Here is a 16,287-nt window from a genome sequence, read left to right on the forward strand (position 1 = left end):
AAGGTTTAGTTATCTCCTTTACCATTAAGGCACTCCCCGATATTAATCGGGCAGTGCATTCTGAAAAATCGTATAAAATTAATGATTACGCGGAAATTCGATTCGCTGAACCACAGACATTAATTTTATTTCTGACGACTTCTTTCATCGCATCCATACCGACACGCATATAATAACGAGGATCATTACCCTGCGGATTTTCCGCAAACCAGGCTTTTACCGCACCTGCGAAGGCAATTTTCAATTCCGTGGCAACGTTCACTTTTGTTACACCAAGCTCAATAGTGCGGCGGACAAATTCATCAGGAACATCGCTGGCACCATGCAGCACCAGAGGAACATCCACCACTTCACGAATTTCCGCCAGCCGCTGGAAATCAATCTTCGGCGTTTTGCTGTATAAGCCGTGCGCCGTACCAATCGCTACCGCCAGGCTGTCGACGCCAGTCAGTTCGACAAAGCGTTTAGCTTCTTGTGGATCGGTCAGGAATGCACTTTCGGCGTCGACGCTCATGTCATCTTCAACACCGCCCAGACGGCCCAGTTCTGCTTCCACGCTGCAATCCTGCGAGTGGCAGAAGTCGACAACCGATTTCACCAGCTTCACGTTCTCGGCAAATGGGAAGTGACTGCCGTCGATCATCGCACTGCGTACGCCTGCGTGGACTTTTCGGCGAATATCATCGAGTGATTCGTGGTGGTCGAGATGCAGCGCCAGCGGCATGTTGTAGGTTGTGGAATAGGCGCTACACAGAGCGTAGATCTCTTCTAGCGCAATATGTTTAAAGGTCCCCGGCGTCCCGGCGAGGATCACTGGCGATCGCATTTCGCTACATACTTCGAGGATCGCCTGGATCGTCTCGGCGTTATGAATGTTAAAGGCTGGCACCGCGTAGCCATTGGCCTGGGCGTCCTGTAACAGATATTTGGTGGAGATAATGCTCATAATGCGATCCTCTTATGCCTGCCACGGATGAATGATTACGCCTTGCACCACGCGGTTTACGGTGCCACTGGCGGATGGGGTATCCGGCGTATTGCCCATGTGCAACGACTGCATCAGTGCAAACGTCTGGGCGTACATCAGGAAGCAAAATGCCTGTTCAACGTCGATAAAGTGACGGGATGGCGGCAGGATGATATGCGGGCCAGCGGCGATAACATCGTTACTTTCCGCGGCGATGGCGATTACGCGCATTGCCTGGTTGTCATGGCGGAGTTCTGCCAGCAGATCAAGATCATACTGACGGGTGTAAGGGTGGCTGGAGATAAATACCACCACCAACGTTTCGTTATCGACCAGCGATTTCGGGCCATGACGGAATCCGGTCGGGGAATCATAAAAGGCCGCCAGTTTACCCGCCGTCAGTTCCAGCACTTTCAGCGCCGACTCGCGTGCTGCGCCCTGTAAGCCACCGCTACCGAGATAAACGATCCGTTTCCACGGTGCGTAACCAAACACACCTTCGCTGAAATCGCCCAGTGAGGTCAGGATCGCCTGGCAACGATCCGCCACATCGCGGAAGCTCTGGCTGTTGATCGTCTCAGGTGCGAAAACCGCGAGGCAGCTGGCCATCATGGTGGTAATGCTGCTGGTCATCGCAAAGCCGCGATCGTGCGTTTCTGCGGGCATCAGCAGGGCGAACGCGTTGTCGCTGTTGATCGCGTTTTGGTAAAGATCGCCCGCTTCGTTGCAGGTGATCGGCAAGTGATAGCACTCGGGTACAAACTGATTCGCCAGTTCCACGGCGGCAACGCTTTCCGGGCTGTTGCCGGAACGCCCGAAGGAGATCAACAGCAGCGGATGAGCTGGGTTCAGGTAGTCCATCGGATTAGTGACCAGATCGGTGGTTGGTACGGCGCTGAAGTTTTTACCGGTATGGCTGGCGAGCCACGGCGCGATGATGTCACCGATAAATGCCGAGGTTCCGGCTCCGGTCAGGATGATCCGCAGATTCTCTTTGCGCAGTAACGGTTCAAGGAAGTTATTGAGCGCGGAACGTAACGCGTCGATGTTGGTGAGGGAACGGATCCATGCGCGAGGCTGATGACGGATCTCTTCTTCGGTCCATGTACCGGTGGTCGCGGCAGCAGGGGTGTAATTTTCTGGCATAACTCAATCCTTAGTCTGATGAACTTGACTTCCGGCGTGGTAGCTTTCGTTCGCCTTTCGTTTCATTTCACTTGGTGATTTCTTTCGTTGATTAAAATCTATAGAAAAGAAACTGAAAGTTCAATGGAGAAAAAGGAAATAAAACGAAATCTGTGATCGTTGAAAGAAAAGATAAGGGAAGTAAAAGGGATTTCCGCATGCGGCGTTAACGCCTTATTCGGCCTGGCAATCACTGCCGTAGGTCGGATAAGACGCGTTAGCGTCGCATCCGACACCGCTACACAGATTAAAACGAAAGAAAAAGAAAGGCCTTACGGGGGAAGTGAAGGCCCAATAACGGAGCAAACAATTAAAACGAAGCTAATTGACCCTGAATCCAGATTTGTTGCACATGCAGCCCGCTATCCAGCGCAACGACGCTGGCGCGTTTGCCCGGTTTAAGCGATCCCAGAACACCATCAACACCCAGCATTCGCGCCGGATGCAGCGACGCCATATGGATGGCTTCCGCAGGCGTTACGCCCGTCAACTCGACCATATTGCGCACTGCCGCATCGACAGACAGCGTACTGCCCGCCAGCCCACCGGACGCGGTACGGACAACGCCACCGTGCATCTGCACTTCTTCACCACATAACGTATAGCGACCATCCGGCATCCCGGCTGCCTGCATCGCGTCGGTGATCAGCACGATTCTCTCTTTCGCACAGCAACAACACAGCGACATCGCCGCCGGATGTACATGATGCCCATCGGCTATTAGTTCCAGCCAGGCGCGCTTGTCTGTTAATCCCGCGCCAACCATTCCCGGTTCGCGGTGATGTAAACCCGTCATCCCGTTATAGCAATGTACCAGGCCGTCTGCGCCAGCATCAAACGCAGCGCAGGTTTGTTGCCAGGTTGCTGCGCTATGTCCCAGCATCACCCGTACGTTTTGCTGTTTAAGATGACGAATGGCTTGTAACGCGCCCGCTTTTTCCGGTGCCAGCGCCACCACGCGTAAGGTGTGCTGAGAAACGGCAATCAATTGATCCAGCTCGGCAATTTCAAGCTCGCGGAACAGCTCCGGCGGATGCGCGCCTTTATTCTGCGGCGTGAAGTACGGTCCTTCGAGATAACTCCCCAGCACCTGTGCGCCAGGTCCGCCGCGTTGGCAACGTTGAGCAATACGCGCCAGCGTCGCATGAATGGCATTAAGCGGCGCGGTTACGGTAGTCGGCAACCAACTGCCGACACCTTCGCGCGCTTTGTGCATTGCCAGCTTGTCGAGCGCATCCGGTGCGTCATCCATCACATCAACGCCCGCACCGCCGTGCACATGGGTGTCGATGTAAGCGGGGCAGAGCAGTTCCGCATTGCGTTCAGTCACGCCTGGTGGAATCGGTTCGATTGCCGCGATCACACCGTCAGCAATGCGCAGCTGATGATCATCAAGCCAGCCCTCTTCAGTCAGCAGCCTTCTGGCGCGCAGAACTTGTGTCATATTCCTTCCTCGACCGGACATTCTTCATGGCAGCGACCAAGTTCGTCCACCAGACTGGTCAGCCCACGGTGTCCGCACTCCAGCGCCTGCACACGGAACTCTTCACTACTTAACCCTTCGCGCTCCAGCACCATCTCCAGTAGCAGTTGTAAATTGGTGCCGGTGATCACTTCACAGCCCGGTTTTTGCATCGCCAGCGTTGAAGCTACGCGAAACGGCGTGCCGCCCAGCAAATCCGTCAGAAAAACAATGCCGTCTTCACAATCCAGTTGGGCGATGGCCTCTTCAAGCTGCGATGTAAGCAGCGCGGTGCTTGAGGTTTCAGGAAAATCGATGGCGATAAACTGCGATTGCTCGCCGAGGATTTGCTTCATTGCTTTTTCCATGCCGCTGGCAAATCCGCCATGCCCTGTCAAAATAATACTTAACATCTAATACCTCATTGTATTTAAAGGAAATGGCAGAATTTACCGACGATGCCGAGAACCACGGTAACTGCAATCAGGCGCAGCGGACTCCAGCCGCGGCGTACCAGCCAGAACATGGTCAGGGTGTAGACCAGCGGTAAGAAGGCAGGCATCAGTTTGTCGATAACATCAGCCTGTAACTTAACCACTGCGTCGCCCGCTGTGATTTCCAGCGTGGTGCTTAAACGAACATAGGTTGCCACCAGCGCGCCGATTACCGTCATCCCAACGATTGACGCAGCATGACCTACTTTTTTGGTATTCGCTTTAATCAGCGGAATCGCCGCCACGCCCATACGGTAAGCATAATGCGCCAGACCAAAACGCAGTCCCAGATGTACCACGTTGAACAGCACAATAAATACCACAGCGCCGAGGATGGAACCTTGCAACGCCAGACTGGCACCAATCCCGCCACAAATTGGCAGTAGCGTTAGCCAGAACATCGCATCGCCAATCCCGCCAAGTGGCGCACCGACGGCAATTTTGGTGCTCTGAATACTGTTAACGTCCTGCTTAGAACGCTCCATCGCAAGGATAATGCCGATAACAAACGTCACCAGAAACGGATGGGTATTGAAGAAACCCATATGGCCTTTCATCGCGCGCGCCAGGTCGCGTTTATTGGTGTGGATCTTTTTCAGTGCTGGCAGCAGACCGTACAGCCAACCGGAAGCCTGCATACGTTCGTAGTTAAAAGAAGCCTGTAACAGCATGGAACGCCAGGCGACGCGGTTGATATCTTTTTTCGTCAGCTCCGCGCCAATGCTCTGGTCTTCATACACGTTTTCATTGACGCCAGTCAGCAATGTTTCTTCATTTTCGCTGACGTTCGGCAGGGTAGTTTGATTAGATGCCATCTTCAAATTCCTCTTTCTGTGCCGCAGGTTGAGTCGGTTCAGGAGATTTACGCAGCAGGTCGATCAGCGCCATCGCCAGCGCAGCGGCAGCAATAGCCAGCACCGGTAACTTGAGCCAGGCAGCGGCAACAAAGCCCAGGATGAAGTAGGGGATGTAGACGTTTTTCATCATGATTTTCAGCAGCACGGCAAAACCGATTGCTGGCATGATGCCGCCCGCGACGCCGAGGCCGTCGATTAATCGTTGCGGCAGGACATCAATGATGGTTTTTGCATGTTCCGCGCCGAAGTAGATAGGCAGGAAAGCGCAGAGAAAATAGAAGATGCCGAGCGCCAGCAGCGCCAGATAGTTCACACGCTCAATGCCGCGTGTATCGGCGTTCTCTGCCATCCGGTCACAGCGGGACATTACGCCAGACATCACCGAGAACAGGAAGGTAATCCCCATCTGTACCGCAACCGCGAAAGGTACGGCGACACCGACCGCGACATCGGGTTTCACGCCAGTAGTAATGGCAAACGCCGTGCCGACGATAGTACCGATAATCACGTTAGGCGGCTGTGCGCCCGCCAGAGGGGCCAGCCCCATCCACACCAGTTCCAGCGTACCGCCGGTTAAAATACCGGTATGCAGATCGCCAAGTACCAGCCCGACCAACGGGCCGAGGACCACCGGGCGGTGCATATGGGTTAAGCCGTTAAACATATCCAGACCAGCGATAAAGGCGATAATGCCCAACGCAAATGCCTGCAACAGACTGATTTCCATGATGAATCCCTCAAAGTAATTTAAAGAGGTCCACAGCAGGCTCTGTCGGGACGCCCTGAACGAAGCATTCCACCCCAGCGGCTTTCAGGTCGTTAAATGCTGCGATATCGCCCGCATCCACAGAAACCGTTTTGGCGATTTGCTGCTTGCCATTGGCGTAGTGCATATTGCCAACGTTAATGCGGCTAACCGGGACGCCACCTTTCACCAGCGTCAGGAAATCGGCAGGTGTTTTACAAACCAGCAGGATTTTCTGTCGATCGGCGGCGCGATGAATGTTGTCGATAACTTTTTGCAGCGTCCAGAAACGTACGGCTATCCCTTCTGCCAGTACCATTTCCATCAGGTTTTGTTGTACCGGATCTTCGGCAACCTCATCGTTGGCTACCAGCACCAGATTTGCCCCCGCAAATCCGACCCACTGAACGCCGACCTGACCGTGAATCAAGCGTTCATCAATCCGGCTTAAAACAATATTTGGCATAGCGTCTTCCTCTTTGTTTTGGTTATTGGCCTTCACAGGCTGTGTGGTACTGCGCCAGGATGTCCTGAATGTGGTTGATAATTAACGCCCGTGGCGTCGGTTGCAGCTCGCCGGAGCGAACTTTCAAGTATTGCAGCGGCAGATACTGGCTGATCAGCGGTAGCGGAATCGGTGAATCCGCCAGATTACGAACCAGATGGGCGAAAGCGTCATCAATCTGGCTGTCCGGCCAGTAGTAGCGCACGCGATCCGAGTAGCTATAACCACGCGCCAGACGACGCGCGTTGCCGTCACCGTGGTAGTGGCTTTGCCAGTATTCCGGGCGGTCGAGCATCACGTTTTCCAGTACCTGACGTAGACCGGAACAGGCTTTCGCTGGCAGCAGTTCTTCTTCAAGCGCCGCCAGAGAGAACAGAGCTTCACGCAGGGCGAAGGTCAGCGCCGGGCCAACTTTCAGAATGGCAAAATGGTCAATAACCAACTGACGTAACGATTGCGGCGTTTGATAATCCGTAGAGTGAGCTTCGAAAATCAGCGTTTCGTAGTTTTCGATCATCTGGCTTAAGGCAGCCGCTTTGGCGGGCTGATAATCAATAACGTTGGTGTGATCGAATTCGACGCCAGGCTGAACTACCAGCGCGATGATGCGCGGCCAGATGGCATTCAGACCTTGCTTTTCAAAAGCGTGACGATGGGCTTCCAGCGTGGCGCGGGCGGCATCCGGCGTGGTGACAGCCAGTTCGCTTAAGGTTTCATGTGCGCCGCCAGGCACCGGAACTTCGGTGCCAATGACATACACCAGATCGGCCTCGCCAAAATGTTCACGGCAGGTTTCTTCCGCCACTTTCGCCAGACGAGCGGCGCGTTCGGCAACGATGCCATCGGTTAAGGGAACCGGATCGTCCTGACAGGACATGCTGCAATCAAGGTGAATTTTTTTGAATCCTGCCGCGACGTAGCTTTTAATCAAATCATCGGCATTGGCCATCGCCTGAGCGGCAGGCAGGTTTTGCCAGCGGTTTGGCCCCAGATGGTCGCCACCCAGAATCAACGCGTCCTGTGGGAAATTCAGCGAGTCAGCAAGCTGGCAAACAAAGCCGCGAAAATCGGCGGGCGTCATTCCGGTATAACCGCCGAACTGGTCCACCTGATTGGACGTCGCTTCAATCAGTAGCGGCGTTTGGTTTGCACAGGCGTAGCGGATTGCAGCTTCCAGCACCAGCGGATGTGCGGAACAAACGGCATAAATCCCATTTGTTTTGCCCTCTTTATGCTGTCTCACCATTTCTGTCAGATGTTTCACTTTCCTCTCCAGTTCAGATTACTGCAACTTTGATCTTTCGTTTTGTTTCAATTGATACTGCGACATGGTGAGATAAAAATAAAACGAAAGATAATGGTTTTCTGATCTGATTCACAAAAGAAACATAATGAAAGCAACTGAAACGAGCGTAGCTTGCGTCAATGGGCAAGGTGGGCTTGCAATTGCTTAATAGAAAGGCGTTAATAGGCAAAACGAAATGAAACGAAAGTTTTACGAAAGGACTTACTATGAGTAATACCGACGCTTCAGGCGAGAAGCGAGTGACTGGCACCAGTGAGCGACGAGAGCAGATCATTCAACGCCTGCGCCAGCAAGGAAGTGTGCAAGTTAATGATCTATCGGCATTGTATGGTGTATCTACTGTGACGATCCGTAACGATCTGGCGTTTCTGGAAAAGCAGGGGATCGCTGTGCGGGCCTATGGGGGCGCGTTGATCTGCGATAGCACGACGCCGTCAGTCGAGCCATCAGTGGAAGATAAAAGTGCGCTCAACACGGCGATGAAACGCAGCGTTGCGAAAGCTGCCGTTGAGTTGATTCAGCCAGGTCATCGGGTGATCCTCGATTCCGGGACCACCACTTTTGAGATTGCTCGTCTGATGCGCAAGCACACTGACGTAATTGCGATGACCAACGGTATGAACGTGGCCAATGCTTTGCTGGAAGCGGAAGGCGTTGAACTGCTGATGACCGGCGGGCATTTGCGCCGTCAGTCGCAATCTTTTTACGGCGATCAGGCTGAACAATCGCTGCAAAATTACCACTTCGATATGCTGTTTCTTGGCGTAGATGCTATTGATCTGGAGCGTGGCGTCAGCACGCATAATGAAGATGAAGCTCGTTTAAACCGTCGGATGTGCGAAGTTGCGGAACGGATCATCGTAGTCACCGATTCCAGTAAGTTCAACCGCTCCAGCCTACATAAGATCATCGATACCCAGCGGATCGACATGATCATTGTCGATAAAGGCATTCCTGCAGATAGCCTGGAAGGGCTGCGAAAGGCAGGGGTTGAAGTGATTCTGGTCGGGGAGTGAGAAATGGCGCCCGCTGGTCAACACGAATGTGTTCGGCGGGCATTGTGAACGCCATCAATTGCTTTCTTCAGTCTCTCTGGTGAGGGCTTCCCAGTCGGTGGGAGGATGTCCTCTTCTTAACATTTTGCTGAATACGGTATAGGCATCTGTTTTTTTACCGTAGGTGCGCAGAGTGTTTTCATCGTTCATCCATCCCAGAATGATGACTTTCTCTTTTTCGCTGTAACGAAAGAAGAGACGATAACGACCAGCACCAAATTTTACCCGTGACCAGTCTTTATTTTTCCCAGAGCCTAACGACTGGCCATGACGGAATGCCGGTGATGATGGATTGACCGTGATATGCTCCTCAATCACTTTATGGACTACTGCCAATAACTTTGTGGCGGCTTTTCTCTGATAATTTTCAGGATCTTTCCCCTTTAATGTCTCGACTTCGGCAACTAAAGCGTCGTAGGTTTCCTGAAAGCAGGGATGAGCATATAGCGCCCAACCATTAACCTTTTGTGGAAAATCCATTATTCGTCGTCGCCAATCTCATCATCAATGTTGACGTCCATGCCAGCGACAAGTTTCTTTCCTTGTTGAATGTCGAATGGACGAGTTTTTTGCGGGTTGTTCTGGATATCTGCATCCAGAAAACGCAAAAATGCATTCATAGTATGATCCTCCTGTTCATCTCCCAGTCGGCACATAAATACTTGCCCACCAGGCAGGATTTCGTAATGAATGCTGTCCAGGCCGGGCTTCAGTTTTAAGGCCTCACGCACTGGCGCGGGGATAGTTGTTTGTCCGCGTATCGTGACCTTTGATTCAGTGGTCAGTACAGCGTTAGAGCGAGCATTAGCGGGCATTGTTCACTGTCCTTTTACAGCCTGTTTTCTGCTCAAATTATAAGCTTGAACTAAGGTAATGCAAATGCATTATTAATGGGTGTGGGGACTTTAAACAATAAAAACATGGCACTAAGGCCATGTTTTGCGAGGGACGTTCCAAAAGAAATAAAAGAAATCAAGTCACCGGTGCCGGGTTAAACACCGCCAGCTGGTTATGCAATCCCCATTGATCCGAGAAGGTTTTCTTCTTCCCGCTGGCGACGTCGAGAATAAAGTGGAACAGCTTCCAGCCCACCTCTTCAATGGTTTCTTCGCCGGTAGCGATGGTGCCTGCGTTGATATCCATTAAATCAAACCAACGGTTTGCCAGTTCGGTGCGGGTCGCCATTTTAATGACGGGTACTGCCATCAGGCCATATGGCGTGCCGCGACCGGTCGTAAACACTTGCACGGTAATCCCTGATGCCACCTGTTGCGTGCCACAGACAAAATCACTGGCTGGCGTCGCGGCGTAAATTAATCCGCGTTTAGTCGGGCGTTGACCAGGCGACAGCACTTCAACAATTGCGCTTTTACCCGATTTAGCAATGGAGCCGAGTGCCTTCTCTACCACGTTTGCCAGACCGCCTTTCTTGTTGCCCGGCGAAGGGTTAGCGCTGCGGTCGGTTTTCCCCATATTGAGATAGTTATCGTACCACTCCATCTCTTCCAGCAGCCGTTTGCCGACCTCTTCGTTAATGGCGCGCGGTGTCAGTAGATGAATCGCGTCACGCACTTCCGTTACTTCTGAAAACATCACCGTTGCACCGCAGCGCACCAGTAAATCAGATGCATACCCAACCGCCGGGTTTGCCGTTACGCCAGAAAATGCATCGCTGCCGCCGCATTGCATGCCGACAACCAGTTCCGAAGCAGGACAGGTTTCTCGCTGACGTTGATTCAGTTTTTGTAGATGGCGTTCGGCGACCTGCAAAATATCCTCGACCATTGATTGAAAGCCGACATGCTTTTCATCCTGCAAGCTGACAATGCTGGCGCTTTCTACTGGAATAGCCTGCACATCATCCGTGCCGACCAGCAGGCGCTCTGGTTGCAATTTCTCGCATCCCAAGCCAATCACCATCACCTCGCCGCCAAAATTTGGATTGAGCGAAATATTGTGAATGGTACGTATTGGCACTACAGCCGCCGGAGCATTAATCGCCACGCCACAACCGTACAGGTGATTCAGTCCCACTACGCCATCGACGTTCGGGTATTTTGGCAGCAGATCGCGCTCAATGATTTTTACTACGTAATCCACCACGCCTGCCACACAGTGGACGCTGGTGGTAATGCCGAGCAGGTTTTTGGTTCCCACGCTACCATCAGCATTGCGATAGCCTTCAAAGGTATAACCTTCCAGCGGCGGCAAGGGTTCCGGGACTTTGGTTGCCAGTGGCAGCGTGTGTAACGGCGGCGCTTCCGGTAGTACTACCATTGATTCGTCGATCCAGCTTCCGCGTGGGATTGCGCGCACGGCGTAACCAATCACTTCGCCATAACGAATAATTTCTCCATTAGCTGGAATGTCCAGCAATGCGACTTTATGCCCCTGAGGAATATGTTCAATTAATTCCAGTCCGTCCGGAAAACGCGTTCCTGCTTTCAGGCCATTATCATTAACAATAATTGCCACATTATCTGTGTCGTGAACTTTTATATAAAACGCAGTTGGCGTTTCTTGTCTGATTTCGATGTTGGCCATTGTGCAATATTCTCCAGCCAGGGACTATTAAAATGAGGATCTGGTCTCATTTAAAAATAAATGACTTCATTGGGTGAAATAAGAATGTCAGGAGTTTAAACGCAGAAATGTGATCAATGTCAATCATTTCAGGGATTGCAGTACCGCCCGGTAAGGCAATGCATAAATCTGTGCTTTAGCGCGCAACCTTATGTGCATATGCTCAAAATAATATTTAAATCGTATTAATTAAATTAGCATTTGCACAATGATTATTATTCTCGCGCTGCTTATACTGATTCCCGAGTTCATTGTCATTACGGCATAAATGAAACTCATAAATAACATCTTCCCCATAATAATAAAAATCAGCATAAGTACCCGAGGTAAATAAAATGATTCTGGACACCGTTGACGAAAAAAAGAAAGGCGTGCATACCCGCTATTTAATATTACTGATTATTTTTATTGTTACCGCCGTTAACTACGCCGATCGTGCAACGCTGTCTATTGCTGGTACCGAAGTAGCAAAAGAGTTGCAGTTAAGTGCGGTTTCGATGGGTTACATCTTCTCCGCTTTTGGCTGGGCCTACTTGCTGATGCAAATCCCCGGCGGCTGGCTGCTTGATAAGTTTGGCTCGAAGAAAGTTTACACTTACAGCCTCTTTTTCTGGTCGCTGTTCACCTTCCTGCAAGGCTTTGTCGATATGTTTCCGCTGGCCTGGGCTGGGATCTCCATGTTCTTTATGCGCTTTATGCTGGGGTTTTCGGAAGCGCCGTCATTCCCGGCGAACGCCCGTATTGTCGCGGCCTGGTTCCCGACGAAAGAACGTGGTACTGCCTCCGCCATCTTTAACTCGGCGCAATATTTCTCGCTGGCGCTCTTCTCACCGCTGCTTGGCTGGCTGACTTTTGCCTGGGGCTGGGAGCACGTCTTTACCGTTATGGGAGTGATTGGTTTTGTGCTGACGGCGCTGTGGATCAAGTTGATTCATAACCCGACAGATCACCCACGCATGTCCGCGGAAGAGTTGAAGTTTATCTCTGAAAATGGCGCGGTGGTTGATATGGACCACAAAAAGCCGGGCAGTGCGGTGGCAAGCGGTCCCAAACTGCATTACATCAAGCAATTGCTCTCCAGCCGCATGATGCTGGGTGTATTTTTCGGACAATATTTTATCAACACCATCACCTGGTTCTTCCTTACCTGGTTCCCGATTTATCTGGTGCAGGAAAAAGGCATGTCGATTCTGAAGGTAGGCCTGGTCGCCTCGATTCCGGCACTGTGTGGTTTTGCTGGCGGTGTGCTCGGTGGTGTCTTCTCGGATTATCTGATCAAACGCGGTTTGTCACTGACCCTGGCTCGTAAGCTACCGATTGTACTGGGAATGTTGCTGGCTTCCACCATCATCTTATGTAACTACACCAACAACACCACGCTGGTGGTCATGCTGATGGCGCTGGCCTTCTTTGGCAAAGGATTTGGTGCGCTGGGCTGGCCGGTGATTTCTGACACCGCGCCGAAAGAGATTGTTGGCCTCTGCGGTGGCGTATTTAACGTCTTTGGCAATGTTGCCTCCATTGTCACTCCACTGGTGATTGGTTACCTGGTAAGTGAACTGCACTCCTTCAATGCGGCACTGGTCTTCGTGGGATGTTCGGCGCTGATGGCGATGGTCTGCTACCTCTTCGTGGTTGGCGACATTAAACGTATGGAATTGCAGAAATAAGCAAAGGTATAAGCGATGAATAACGATATTTTTCCCAATAAATTCAAAGCCGCACTGGCTGCGAAACAGGTACAAATTGGTTGCTGGTCAGCTCTCTCTAACCCGATTAGCACTGAAGTTCTTGGTTTGGCTGGCTTTGACTGGCTGGTGCTGGATGGCGAACATGCGCCAAACGATATCTCCACATTTATTCCCCAACTGATGGCCCTGAAAGGTAGCCCCAGCGCGCCAGTGGTGCGGGTGCCGACCAACGAACCGGTAATTATTAAGCGTCTTCTGGATATCGGTTTCTATAACTTCCTGATTCCATTTGTCGAAACAGAAGAGGAAGCGGTACAAGCAGTGGCATCTACTCGTTATCCACCAGAAGGTATTCGCGGCGTTTCCGTTTCTCACCGTGCCAATATGTTTGGCACCGTGGCGGATTATTTCGCTCAGTCGAATAAGAACATCACCATTCTGGTCCAGATTGAAAGTCAGCAAGGCGTAGATAACGTCGATGCCATCGCCGCTACCGAAGGTGTAGACGGCATCTTCGTCGGTCCCAGCGATCTGGCTGCGGCATTAGGCCATCTCGGCAATGCATCACACCCGGATGTACAAAAAGCGATTCAACATATTTTTAACCGTGCCAGAGCGCACGGCAAACCCAGCGGTATCCTCGCACCGGTCGAAGCCGATGCGCGTCGTTATCTGGAATGGGGCGCGACGTTTGTGGCTGTTGGTAGCGATCTTGGCGTGTTCCGCTCTGCTACCCAGAAACTGGCTGATACCTTTAAAAAATAACCACCACTGCAACAAGAGAGATGATTGATATGACTATGAAAGTTGGTTTTATTGGCCTGGGTATTATGGGTAAACCAATGAGTAAAAACCTTCTGAAAGCAGGTTACTCGCTGGTGGTTTCTGACCGTAACCCTGAAGTTATCGCAGAAGTGATAGCTGCAGGTGCAGAAACAGCTTCTACGGCTAAAGCGATCGCTGAACAGTGCGACGTCATCATTACCATGCTGCCAAACTCTCCTCATGTGAAAGAAGTGGCGCTGGGTGAAAATGGCATTATTGAAGGCGCGAAACCCGGCACGGTATTGATCGACATGAGTTCTATCGCACCGTTGGCAAGCCGTGAAATCAGCGAAGCGCTGAAAGCGAAAGGCATTGATATGCTGGATGCTCCGGTTAGCGGTGGTGAGCCGAAAGCGATTGATGGCACTCTGTCAGTGATGGTGGGTGGCGATAAGGCTATTTTCGACAAATACTATGACTTAATGAAAGCGATGGCGGGGTCTGTGGTACATACCGGGGAAATCGGTGCAGGCAACGTCACCAAACTGGCCAACCAGGTCATTGTGGCGCTGAATATTGCCGCGATGTCAGAAGCGTTGACGCTGGCAACCAAAGCAGGCGTTAACCCGGATCTGGTTTATCAGGCAATTCGTGGTGGACTGGCGGGCAGTACCGTGCTGGATGCGAAAGCGCCAATGGTGATGGACCGTAACTTCAAGCCAGGTTTCCGTATTGATCTGCATATTAAGGATCTGGCGAATGCGCTGGATACCTCCCACGGCGTTGGCGCGCAACTGCCGCTGACGGCTGCGGTTATGGAGATGATGCAAGCGCTGCGTGCCGATGGTCTGGGAACAGCAGACCATAGCGCCCTTGCGTGCTACTACGAAAAACTGGCGAAAGTCGAAGTTACTCGCTAATGACGTCGTGCCCGGATGGCTTATTGCTATCCGGGCCTGGAATCCAGGCCGAATAAGAGAAACGCCCCCCGGCGTCATGTGGTAACAGGCAAAGGTATGAAAATCGTAATCGCCCCAGACTCTTATAAAGAAAGTTTATCAGCCAGCGAGGTTGCGCAGGCGATAGAAAAAGGATTTCGGGAAATTTTTCCTGATGCACAGTACGTTTCTGTTCCTGTTGCCGACGGTGGCGAAGGAACGGTGGAAGCGATGATTGCTGCCACCCAAGGGGCTGAACGTCACGCCTGGGTTACAGGGCCGCTGGGCGAGAAAGTGAATGCCAGTTGGGGGATCTCCGGCGACGGCAAAACCGCGTTTATCGAAATGGCTGCGGCCAGTGGGCTGGCGCTGGTGCCATCGGAAAAGCGTGATCCGCTGGTAACCACTTCACGCGGCACAGGGGAGTTAATCCTGCAGGCGCTGGAGAGCGGTGCAACAAGCATCATTATCGGTATTGGCGGTAGCGCCACCAACGATGGCGGTGCAGGGATGATGCAGGCGCTGGGAGCGAAGTTAAGCGATGCCAATGGCAATGAAATCGGCTTTGGCGGCGGCAGTCTTAATACTCTGAATACCATTGATATCAGTGGCCTCGATCCACGTTTAAAGAATTGTACGATTCGCGTCGCCTGTGATGTCACCAATCCGCTGGTGGGCGACAGTGGCGCTTCGCGGATCTTTGGCCCGCAAAAAGGGGCGAATGAAGCCACGATTGTCGAGCTGGACAAGAATCTCTCTCACTATGCTGATGTCATCAAAAAATCGCTGCATGTTGATGTGAAAGACGTCCCCGGTGCAGGTGCGGCGGGCGGAATGGGCGCGGCGTTGATGGCTTTTCTTGGCGCAGAGCTAAAGAGCGGCATTGAGATTGTGACGACGGCGCTCAATCTGGAAGAACATATTCATGATTGCACGCTGGTTATCACCGGAGAAGGGCGCATTGATAGCCAGAGCATCCATGGCAAAGTACCGATTGGGGTGGCTAATGTGGCGAAGAAATACAATAAACCGGTAATTGGTATTGCGGGTAGTCTTACGAAGGATGTTGGCGTTGTGCACCAGCATGGTATCGATGCTGTATTCAGCGTGTTAAACAGTATTGTTACGCTGGATGAAGCTTTCAGCGGGGCTTATGACAATATTTACCGAGCTTCGCGCAATATTGCTGCAACACTGGCGATTGGAATGCGCAACGCGGGGTGACAAGGGCGTGTAAACCCTCTATACTGCGCGCCGAAGCTGACCAGACAGTCGCCGCTTCGTCGTCGTCCTCTTCGGGGGAGACGGGCGGAGGGGAGGAAAGTCCGGGCTCCATAGGGCAGGGTGCCAGGTAACGCCTGGGGGGGAAACCCACGACCAGTGCAACAGAGAGCAAACCGCCGATGGCCCACGCGAGTGGGATCAGGTAAGGGTGAAAGGGTGCGGTAAGAGCGCACCGCGCGGCTGGTAACAGTCCGTGGCACGGTAAACTCCACCCGGAGCAAGGCCAAATAGGGGTTCATAAGGTACGGCCCGTACTGAACCCGGGTAGGCTGCTTGAGCCAGTGAGCGATTGCTGGCCTAGATGAATGACTGTCCACGACAGAACCCGGCTTATCGGTCAGTTTCACCTATTTTAACGAAAACCCGCCAGTGCAAACTGGCGGGTTTTTGCTTTTGCGCGGCAGTAAGATGAATGACTGTCCACGACGCTATACCCAAAAGAAAGCGGCG

The 16,287-nt window shown here is 52.1% G+C and carries 16 protein-coding genes and 1 other RNA gene; 6 read left to right on the top strand and 11 right to left on the bottom strand.

Annotated features, from left to right (window positions below; all coding sequences use genetic code 11):
* Window positions 1-85: 85 nt before the first annotated feature.
* The 8 genes from kbaY to kbaZ form a co-directional block, all read right to left on the bottom strand.
* Entirely contained in the window at window positions 86-946 is an 861-nt protein-coding gene (gene kbaY / locus FEK50_RS16030; RefSeq protein ID WP_000022766.1) for a tagatose-bisphosphate aldolase subunit KbaY, read from the bottom strand.
* Window positions 947-958: 12 nt separating this feature from the next.
* Window positions 959-2,113: an AgaS family sugar isomerase gene (locus tag FEK50_RS16035; RefSeq protein ID WP_131160918.1), complete on the bottom strand. Its 1,155-nt coding sequence runs from the start codon at window positions 2,111-2,113 to the stop codon at window positions 959-961.
* Between the two features lie 349 nt (window positions 2,114-2,462).
* Complete coding sequence (gene nagA / locus FEK50_RS16040) at window positions 2,463-3,596, bottom strand: N-acetylglucosamine-6-phosphate deacetylase (protein ID WP_131160919.1); 1,134 nt, start codon at window positions 3,594-3,596, stop codon at window positions 2,463-2,465.
* Window positions 3,593-4,027, bottom strand: a complete 435-nt coding sequence (gene agaF, locus FEK50_RS16045) for a PTS galactosamine/N-acetylgalactosamine transporter subunit IIA (RefSeq protein WP_000948829.1) — start codon at window positions 4,025-4,027, stop codon at window positions 3,593-3,595. Before agaF ends, nagA begins: the two co-directional genes overlap by 4 nt.
* A gap of 17 nt (window positions 4,028-4,044) precedes the next feature.
* On the bottom strand, window positions 4,045-4,923 hold the full coding sequence (gene agaE / locus FEK50_RS16050) for a PTS N-acetylgalactosamine transporter subunit IID (RefSeq protein WP_001295548.1): 879 nt from the start codon (window positions 4,921-4,923) through the stop codon (window positions 4,045-4,047).
* Window positions 4,913-5,692, bottom strand: coding sequence for a PTS N-acetylgalactosamine transporter subunit IIC (gene agaW, locus FEK50_RS16055; protein ID WP_000406209.1), 780 nt, complete (start codon window positions 5,690-5,692; stop codon window positions 4,913-4,915). The genes agaE and agaW overlap by 11 nt, the downstream gene beginning before the upstream one ends.
* 10 nt (window positions 5,693-5,702) lie before the next feature.
* On the bottom strand, window positions 5,703-6,176 hold the full coding sequence (agaV, locus tag FEK50_RS16060; protein WP_001352914.1) for a PTS N-acetylgalactosamine transporter subunit IIB: 474 nt from the start codon (window positions 6,174-6,176) through the stop codon (window positions 5,703-5,705).
* Between the two features lie 22 nt (window positions 6,177-6,198).
* Window positions 6,199-7,479, bottom strand: a complete 1,281-nt coding sequence (gene kbaZ / locus FEK50_RS16065) for a tagatose-bisphosphate aldolase subunit KbaZ (RefSeq protein ID WP_131160920.1) — start codon at window positions 7,477-7,479, stop codon at window positions 6,199-6,201.
* A 248-nt stretch (window positions 7,480-7,727) separates the two neighbouring features.
* Here kbaZ and agaR point away from each other — a divergent pair, with 248 nt between their 5' ends.
* Window positions 7,728-8,537, top strand: coding sequence for an aga operon transcriptional regulator AgaR (gene agaR, locus FEK50_RS16070; protein WP_130259086.1), 810 nt, complete (start codon window positions 7,728-7,730; stop codon window positions 8,535-8,537).
* Window positions 8,538-8,591: 54 nt separating this feature from the next.
* Here agaR and yhaV read toward each other — a convergent pair whose 3' ends face one another.
* The 3 genes from yhaV to garD form a co-directional block, all read right to left on the bottom strand.
* Entirely contained in the window at window positions 8,592-9,056 is a 465-nt protein-coding gene (gene yhaV, locus FEK50_RS16075) for a type II toxin-antitoxin system ribonuclease toxin YhaV (RefSeq protein ID WP_131160921.1), read from the bottom strand.
* Window positions 9,056-9,391: a type II toxin-antitoxin system antitoxin PrlF gene (gene prlF, locus FEK50_RS16080; RefSeq protein WP_001296435.1), complete on the bottom strand. Its 336-nt coding sequence runs from the start codon at window positions 9,389-9,391 to the stop codon at window positions 9,056-9,058. Before prlF ends, yhaV begins: the two co-directional genes overlap by 1 nt.
* A 157-nt stretch (window positions 9,392-9,548) precedes the next feature.
* Window positions 9,549-11,120 (bottom strand): galactarate dehydratase, encoded by a 1,572-nt coding sequence (gene garD / locus FEK50_RS16085; RefSeq protein WP_130204644.1) that lies wholly within the window; start codon window positions 11,118-11,120, stop codon window positions 9,549-9,551.
* 374 nt (window positions 11,121-11,494) lie between these two features.
* Between garD and garP the strand changes: the two genes are divergently transcribed.
* The 5 genes from garP to rnpB all read left to right on the top strand — a co-directional run bounded on the left by garP (window position 11,495) and on the right by rnpB (window position 16,186).
* On the top strand, window positions 11,495-12,829 hold the full coding sequence (garP, locus tag FEK50_RS16090) for a galactarate/glucarate/glycerate transporter GarP (protein ID WP_064529564.1): 1,335 nt from the start codon (window positions 11,495-11,497) through the stop codon (window positions 12,827-12,829).
* 15 nt (window positions 12,830-12,844) lie between these two features.
* Window positions 12,845-13,615 carry a 2-dehydro-3-deoxyglucarate aldolase gene (gene garL, locus FEK50_RS16095; RefSeq protein WP_130204646.1) on the top strand — a complete coding sequence of 257 codons (771 nt, stop codon included), beginning with the start codon at window positions 12,845-12,847 and terminating at the stop codon, window positions 13,613-13,615.
* Between the two features lie 29 nt (window positions 13,616-13,644).
* On the top strand, window positions 13,645-14,535 hold the full coding sequence (garR, locus tag FEK50_RS16100) for a 2-hydroxy-3-oxopropionate reductase (RefSeq protein WP_130260155.1): 891 nt from the start codon (window positions 13,645-13,647) through the stop codon (window positions 14,533-14,535).
* Between the two features lie 96 nt (window positions 14,536-14,631).
* Window positions 14,632-15,777: a glycerate 2-kinase gene (gene garK / locus FEK50_RS16105; RefSeq protein ID WP_130204650.1), complete on the top strand. Its 1,146-nt coding sequence runs from the start codon at window positions 14,632-14,634 to the stop codon at window positions 15,775-15,777.
* 32 nt (window positions 15,778-15,809) lie between these two features.
* Window positions 15,810-16,186, top strand: an RNA gene (gene rnpB / locus FEK50_RS16110) — RNase P RNA component class A.
* Window positions 16,187-16,287: the final 101 nt, after the last annotated feature.

It is taken from the genome of Escherichia sp. E2586 (genome assembly GCF_005781105.1).
Lineage (GTDB): Bacteria > Pseudomonadota > Gammaproteobacteria > Enterobacterales > Enterobacteriaceae > Escherichia.